Genomic DNA, 6069 nt, shown 5'->3' with positions numbered 1-6069 from the left:
ATAAAGTGTTTGACTTGCTCGTTTTTGTGACCGGAGTCACGTTGACGAAGCTTGCGCTTCATTCATTGTTTGTATCCGAAGATACGTTTTTTGCCTCATCGTTCAGTTTTCAAAGTTCGTCGTGTCGTTTTCAGCGACTTTAATAAGATATCACGGAATAACTTATGCGTCAACCGTTTTTTTCTTGTTTTTTTCATCGCGTCAATGGCGTGTGCCTGTCGACATGTATTAATATACTATCTCGAGATAATAACGTCAATGCTTTTTCTTGATTTTTCTTTTCGTTATTTTTTTCTTCTATATATGCTGGTTCTATATTTATTTTAAAAAAACAAAAAACCGGTCTGTCACACGACCGGTTCGTATGTCACGAGTTCCACACCAAGTCCTTTTGTCCGTTGATACGAAATTCGGATCAATCCTTTCCGAATGAAAAAATCAACCAGGCTTCCTAAATCAACCTTCAATTCTGTCAGACGACTTTCTTCCATCAACTCATGCATCGTCCAAGGACGATCTCGCTCTCGCATGACTTCGAATAAGTATTTACCACCGGACAACACTTTTGACTGCAGCAGATGTTCTAATCCGATTAACGCCAAGTGAATCCGTTGTTCCAGTGTTTCTTCACTCAATAGAAGTTGTTCATATAACTTATAGACATCCGGATCGTCCAACCGGGCCTGTTCCCAAACGACGACTTCCGGATGCGCTCCCTTTTCGAGAACGGAAAGCCGGGCCAGATGATGCAATGCATGATGGACATGCGTATAAGCATCATAATAATTCCCGCGGCTAAACAGATTCCGTCCATCCTGAAAACGACGCAGTAATTTGGCGAATGACAACGACATCTGTAAGCAACGTTCTGTCTCCGGGAAATTACGTAATTGTTTTTTCAAATCCGTTAAGTAATCATTCCGTTCAAAAATGATAGTTCCTTCCGACACCCAATGGACGGCTCGGCGATTTGCATTTAAGATTAACCAACGGGAGAGGACTTGTTCATGCACAAGGTGTAACGAAACCCGCAATGTATTCAATCGATAATGCTTAACGGTCCACTCGACGGAAGGATCTCGTGTAATGACTAACAGTAAAACATCAAATTGATCGGTTAAAGAGTCTCTTGGTTGTCTTTTCTCAACGGCGATGATTCCCTGTGTCTCCGGATAAGCCGCATATTCCGAATAAATTGTTCGTGTTACCTGTTCCATTTCCTTCTCACCCTTCTTTACTCCGTACTCGTTACTCTGATCATTCGTCCGTTACCATTTTCGACAAAAAATCAATCGTTCCTGCTTCTGACTCGATCGAACAATATGCTAGACTGACTACAGGGGGAATTCATGTGAAAAAACAACGTAAGAATAAAATAAACCGGGCCCGTAACTTGGCAATGTTCCTCGTATTCGGCGGAATGCTTGTCATGTATGGCGGTCTTTTGTTAAAACAATTCGAAATCATCATGGTCATCCTCATGCTTGTCGGGTTTGTCATGGTCCTTGCCAGCACAGCGCTCTATTTCCTGATCGGACTTACTTCGACGAAAGCTGCCGTCGTCACCTGCCCGAATTGCGGTAAAGAAACGAAAGTCCTCGGACGCGTTGATTTATGTATGCACTGCGACGAACCTCTGACGATGGATCGTAACCTTGAAGGAAAAGAATTCGATGAAAAGTACAACAAACACAGTAAACGAGCTCCCCGTTAAAAGGAAGCTCGTTTTTTTAATGCACGTTCGATTGGCAATCCGGGCAAGTCCCGTAAACCTCAAGACGGTGGCGGTCTACTTTAAAGCCTGTTAAATGCGCCGCAACGGTCTCGACGTCATCCAGGACAGGGTAATTGAAGTCGACGATTTTTCCGCATCCTTCGCAAATCATATGGTAATGACGCGTCGTAACGAAATCAAAACGACTTGAAGCATCTCCGTAATTCATCTCCTCTACGATTCCTTTTTCACGGAAGACCCGTAGATTATTATAAACTGTCGCCACACTCATATTTGGAAAACGATGTTCGAGCGCACGATAAATTTCATCTGCCGTCGGATGTGTATGTCCCGTCGTTAAATATTCCAAAATCGCATGACGTTGTGGTGTCATCCGAACGCCTGATTCACGTAAAGAGCGTACTGCATCATCTAGCATCTCGTTCGCCACGTCATCCCCTCATTTCTATCTTTCATTGATTATTAGATTGTAATCTTTATAATTAGTCTACCTACATTCTTCCTTTCCGTCAACGGCTCTGCTCCACGTTTGACGGACATGATACAATCATATCGTGATATTTTTCACGTATCAATGATTGGAGGAATCATCATGTCAACTCACGCAAAACGCCCTACTTCGGAATCATTATATGAGGTAGCCCAAAAATGTATCGTCGGAGGTGTAAACAGCCCATCCCGTTCATATAAAGCAGTCGGAGGCGGTGCGCCCGTCTATATGGAACGCGGAGAAGGAGCTTACTTCTATGATGTCGACGGCAACCGCTACATCGATTACTTAGCAGCTTACGGTCCGATCATTACCGGTCACGGACATCCACATATTACGGAAGCGATCACAAATGCTTCGCGCAACGGGCTATTATACGGAACACCCCATCGTCTGGAAATCGACTTTGCCCATAAACTGCAACAGGCGATTCCTTCTTTAGAGAAGGTCCGGTTCACAAACTCAGGGACGGAAGCCGTCATGACGACGATCCGTGTCGCACGTGCTTACACAGGACGTGAACTCGTCGTCAAGTTCAGCGGTTGTTATCACGGTCATTCCGACTTGATGCTGATTGCAGCAGGAAGCGGTCCGGCAACACTCGGTTCACCCGATTCAGCCGGTGTGACGAAAGCAACAGCAAAAGAGGTCATTACGACACCGTTCAACGATATCGAATCCTATCGTCAAATCATGGCAGAATGGGGCGATCAGGTCGCCTGCGTTCTCGTTGAACCGATTGTCGGGAACTTCGGCATCGTCGAACCGCAACCCGGGTTCCTCGAGGCCATCAACGAAATTACGCATGAACACGGCGCACTCGTCATCTATGATGAAGTCATCACGGCTTTCCGCTTTACGTACGGCAGTGCCCAGGAACTTCTAAACATCCGCCCGGACATGACGGCACTCGGAAAAATCATCGGCGGCGGTCTCCCGATCGGTGCTTACGGCGGACGCCAGGATATCATGGAACACGTTGCTCCGCTTGGTCCGGCGTATCAGGCAGGTACGATGGCAGGAAATCCGGCTTCGATGGCAGCCGGTATCGCCTGCCTCGAATTACTCGAACAGCCGGGCGTGTATGAACAGTTCGACCGCCTCGGTGCAAAACTTGAACAAGGCATTTTAGAAGCTGCCGACACACATAGCGTCACGATCACAATCAACCGTCTCAAAGGAGCATTAACGGTCTACTTCACGGACGAAACGGTCGTCGACTATTTGGGTGCAGAACGTGCCGACAGTGAAATGTTCGGCCGTTTCTTCAAATTAATGCTCGAACAAGGCGTCAATCTTGCTCCTTCGAAATACGAAGCCTGGTTCTTGACAACGGCTCATACGGAAGCAGACATCGACGAAACAATCGTTGCTGTCAACCGCGCGTTTGCCCAACTGTAAATCAAGCCTTCATACAAACATACAAAAAGGCTGTTCCGTTTTTTCGCGGAACAGCCTTTTTTCATTCAACCAGCTCAAGATTTTGAATCGCATACAGTTCAAAATAAGCGCCGCGTTTTCGCATCAGTTCTTCGTGACGTCCCATTTCTGTGATTTGACCGTTTTCAATGACGACGATCTTATCGGCATCGGTGATCGTCGAAAGACGGTGGGCAACGGTAAACGTCGTCCGTCCTTTTGCAAGACGGGCAAGCGAATCTTGAATCATCGATTCACTTTCGAGATCCAAGGCACTCGTCGCTTCATCCAAAATCAAAATCGGTGGATTTTTAAGGAAGACCCGGGCAATTGCCAGACGTTGTTTTTGACCGCCTGATAATTTGACCCCCCGTTCGCCGACCGGTGTTTTATAGCCGTCCGCCAACCGTTCGATGAACTCATGGGCATTGGCTGCCTTCGCTGCCGCGACCACCTCTTCATCCGTCGCCTCGGGATTCCCCATCTTAATGTTCATTTCGACCGATTCACTGAACAGAATCGACTCCTGCATAACCATTCCGATTTGATCGCGTAAACCACGTAACTTCAAATCACGAATATCGACTCCGTCAAGCGTGATCCGTCCGGACGAGACATCGTAAAATCTAGGAATCAGACTGACAAGCGTGGATTTCCCGCCGCCCGACATCCCGACGAAGGCAATCCGTTCTCCCGCCTGTACATCGAGCGTCAACCGGTCAATCGCCCGTTCGCCACCTTCTTCATAGGAGAAGCTGATATTTTCAAACTGGACGTTCCCTTTGACAGCAACCGGATTTTTCGCATTGGCTTTTTCCGTAATGTCATACGGCTCATCCAAAAATTCAAACATCCGGTCCATCGAGGCAATCGACTGCGTCAATGTCGTTGAAGAGTTCACGAGACGACCGAGCGGTGCATACAGACGATCGATATAGGCGATGAAAGCGACCATCGTCCCAAGTGATTCCTGACCGTTCAGAACAAGGAAAGCCGCTGCACCGAAAATCAGAATCGGAGCAAAATCGGTAATCGTCGAAACGACGACGTACGTCCGGGCATTCCAGTTCGTTTGACGTAATGCCGCCGTCAAGAAGCCGTCATTTTGTTTCTTGAACGCTTGATTTTCATGAGGTTCCAGTGCAAAACTGCGGATGACGGCCATGCCGTTGACCCGTTCCGTTAAGTGTCCCTGCAGTTCAGCAAGTGCCGCGGAACGGTCACGTGTCAGACTGCGGAGTCGTCCATAAAAGAACTTGACCGCGAGTGCATAAAACGGCAACGGAATGATGGCGACAAGCGTCAGCTTCGGATCAATTGTCCACATGATGGCGATCGCAATCAAAATCGTAATCATGTCGAGCCATAAGTTCATCAACCCGGTAACGACAAAATCCTTTGTCTGTTCGACATCATTGATGATCCGGGAGATGACTTCGCCGGTTTTCGTATTTGAATAAAAGCGGAGTGACAATTTCTGAACATGGTCGAACAGACGGTTACGGACATCAAATAGAATTTTTGACGCCGACCACTGCGCCAAATACTGCCGGATGTATTCTAGCGGCGGTTTGATGACGAGGAAGACAAAGAATCCGGCCCCGATCAAATAGGCAAGTTCTTTACTGCGCTCCGCAAGCGGAACCGTTTGATTATCGAGCAGGTTGTCGATGATGTACTTGTAGAGAAGTGGCAATCCGAGCGGAATCGAAAATTTGATGATCCCGACGAATACCGTCAAAAGAATTTGTTTTTTATACGGTTTGACGAATTCCATGTACCGCCGGATGGAACCCTTCTTTTTTAACTGTTTTTGCTTTGCTTTACTCATGTGTTTCCCTTCTTTCCACTAAAAAAAGACGATGGCGAACCATCATCTCCGATATCTTGTTTCGTATTCACGATACCACGTTTCAACGAAAGCTGGATTAAACGGACCCTTGCGACTGCGGATCCATTGAATCAAAATCTGAACGTTGTCTTTCAGAATACGATCAATCGCTTTCGGATAGTTCATCTCGCGGCGATGTTTCTCGTACTCATCCTCATCCAAAATCATGTAAGACATGTCCGGATAGACTTTGATATCTAAATCATAATCAATGTACTTGACTGCTCGATCCTTTTCATCAAACGTCGAAGGTGAACCTAAGTTGCAGTAATAGTAGATGCCGTCTTCACGAATCATACAGATTACATTAAACCAAAGTTCTGTCGAAAAATAACAAATCGCGGGTTCGCGTGTCCGCCACTGACGACCATCCGATTCACTGACCATGATCCGGTCATTGAATCCAATCAATTCTTCTTCCGTCGATTTAAGCACGAGCGTTTCTTCCCAAACTCTGTGTAAGCTGCCGTTATGTTTGAAACTTTGAATCTCAATCTTGCTACTTTCTTTTGGGAATCGACTCATGTGCTACTC

6 protein-coding genes are annotated in these 6069 nt (G+C 46.5%); 2 read left to right on the top strand and 4 right to left on the bottom strand.

Annotation, left to right across the window (positions count from 1 at the left end):
• Positions 1-347: 347 nt before the first annotated feature.
• Entirely contained in the window at positions 348-1217 is an 870-nt protein-coding gene (locus R7V76_RS09010; protein ID WP_318092164.1) for a nucleotidyltransferase-like protein, read from the bottom strand.
• 134 nt (positions 1218-1351) lie between these two features.
• Here R7V76_RS09010 and R7V76_RS09005 point away from each other — a divergent pair, with 134 nt between their 5' ends.
• A complete protein-coding gene (locus R7V76_RS09005) occupies positions 1352-1714 on the top strand; it encodes a DUF2614 family zinc ribbon-containing protein (protein ID WP_012369565.1) in 363 nt (120 codons plus the stop codon).
• Between the two features lie 16 nt (positions 1715-1730).
• On the opposite strand, the gene perR is transcribed toward R7V76_RS09005, so the two are convergent.
• On the bottom strand, positions 1731-2153 hold the full coding sequence (perR, locus tag R7V76_RS09000) for a peroxide-responsive transcriptional repressor PerR (protein WP_251027441.1): 423 nt from the start codon (positions 2151-2153) through the stop codon (positions 1731-1733).
• A gap of 174 nt (positions 2154-2327) precedes the next feature.
• Between perR and R7V76_RS08995 the strand changes: the two genes are divergently transcribed.
• The gene (locus R7V76_RS08995; RefSeq protein WP_318092162.1) at positions 2328-3626 is read left to right on the top strand and encodes a glutamate-1-semialdehyde 2,1-aminomutase; all 1299 of its coding nucleotides are present in this window, start codon (positions 2328-2330) and stop codon (positions 3624-3626) included.
• A 61-nt stretch (positions 3627-3687) separates the two neighbouring features.
• Here the strand turns inward: R7V76_RS08995 and R7V76_RS08990 are convergent, their stop codons facing one another.
• Complete coding sequence (locus R7V76_RS08990) at positions 3688-5475, bottom strand: ABC transporter ATP-binding protein (RefSeq protein WP_318092161.1); 1788 nt, start codon at positions 5473-5475, stop codon at positions 3688-3690.
• A gap of 42 nt (positions 5476-5517) precedes the next feature.
• The gene (gene ntdP, locus R7V76_RS08985; RefSeq protein ID WP_012369561.1) at positions 5518-6060 is read right to left on the bottom strand and encodes a nucleoside tri-diphosphate phosphatase; all 543 of its coding nucleotides are present in this window, start codon (positions 6058-6060) and stop codon (positions 5518-5520) included.
• Positions 6061-6069: the final 9 nt, after the last annotated feature.

Origin of the sequence: Exiguobacterium artemiae (genome assembly GCF_033342815.1) — a bacterium.
Classification (GTDB): domain Bacteria; phylum Bacillota; class Bacilli; order Exiguobacteriales; family Exiguobacteriaceae; genus Exiguobacterium_A; species Exiguobacterium_A artemiae_A.
The sequence above is the reverse complement of the archived record's forward strand: the minus strand, read 5'-3'. Positions and strand labels throughout refer to the sequence as shown.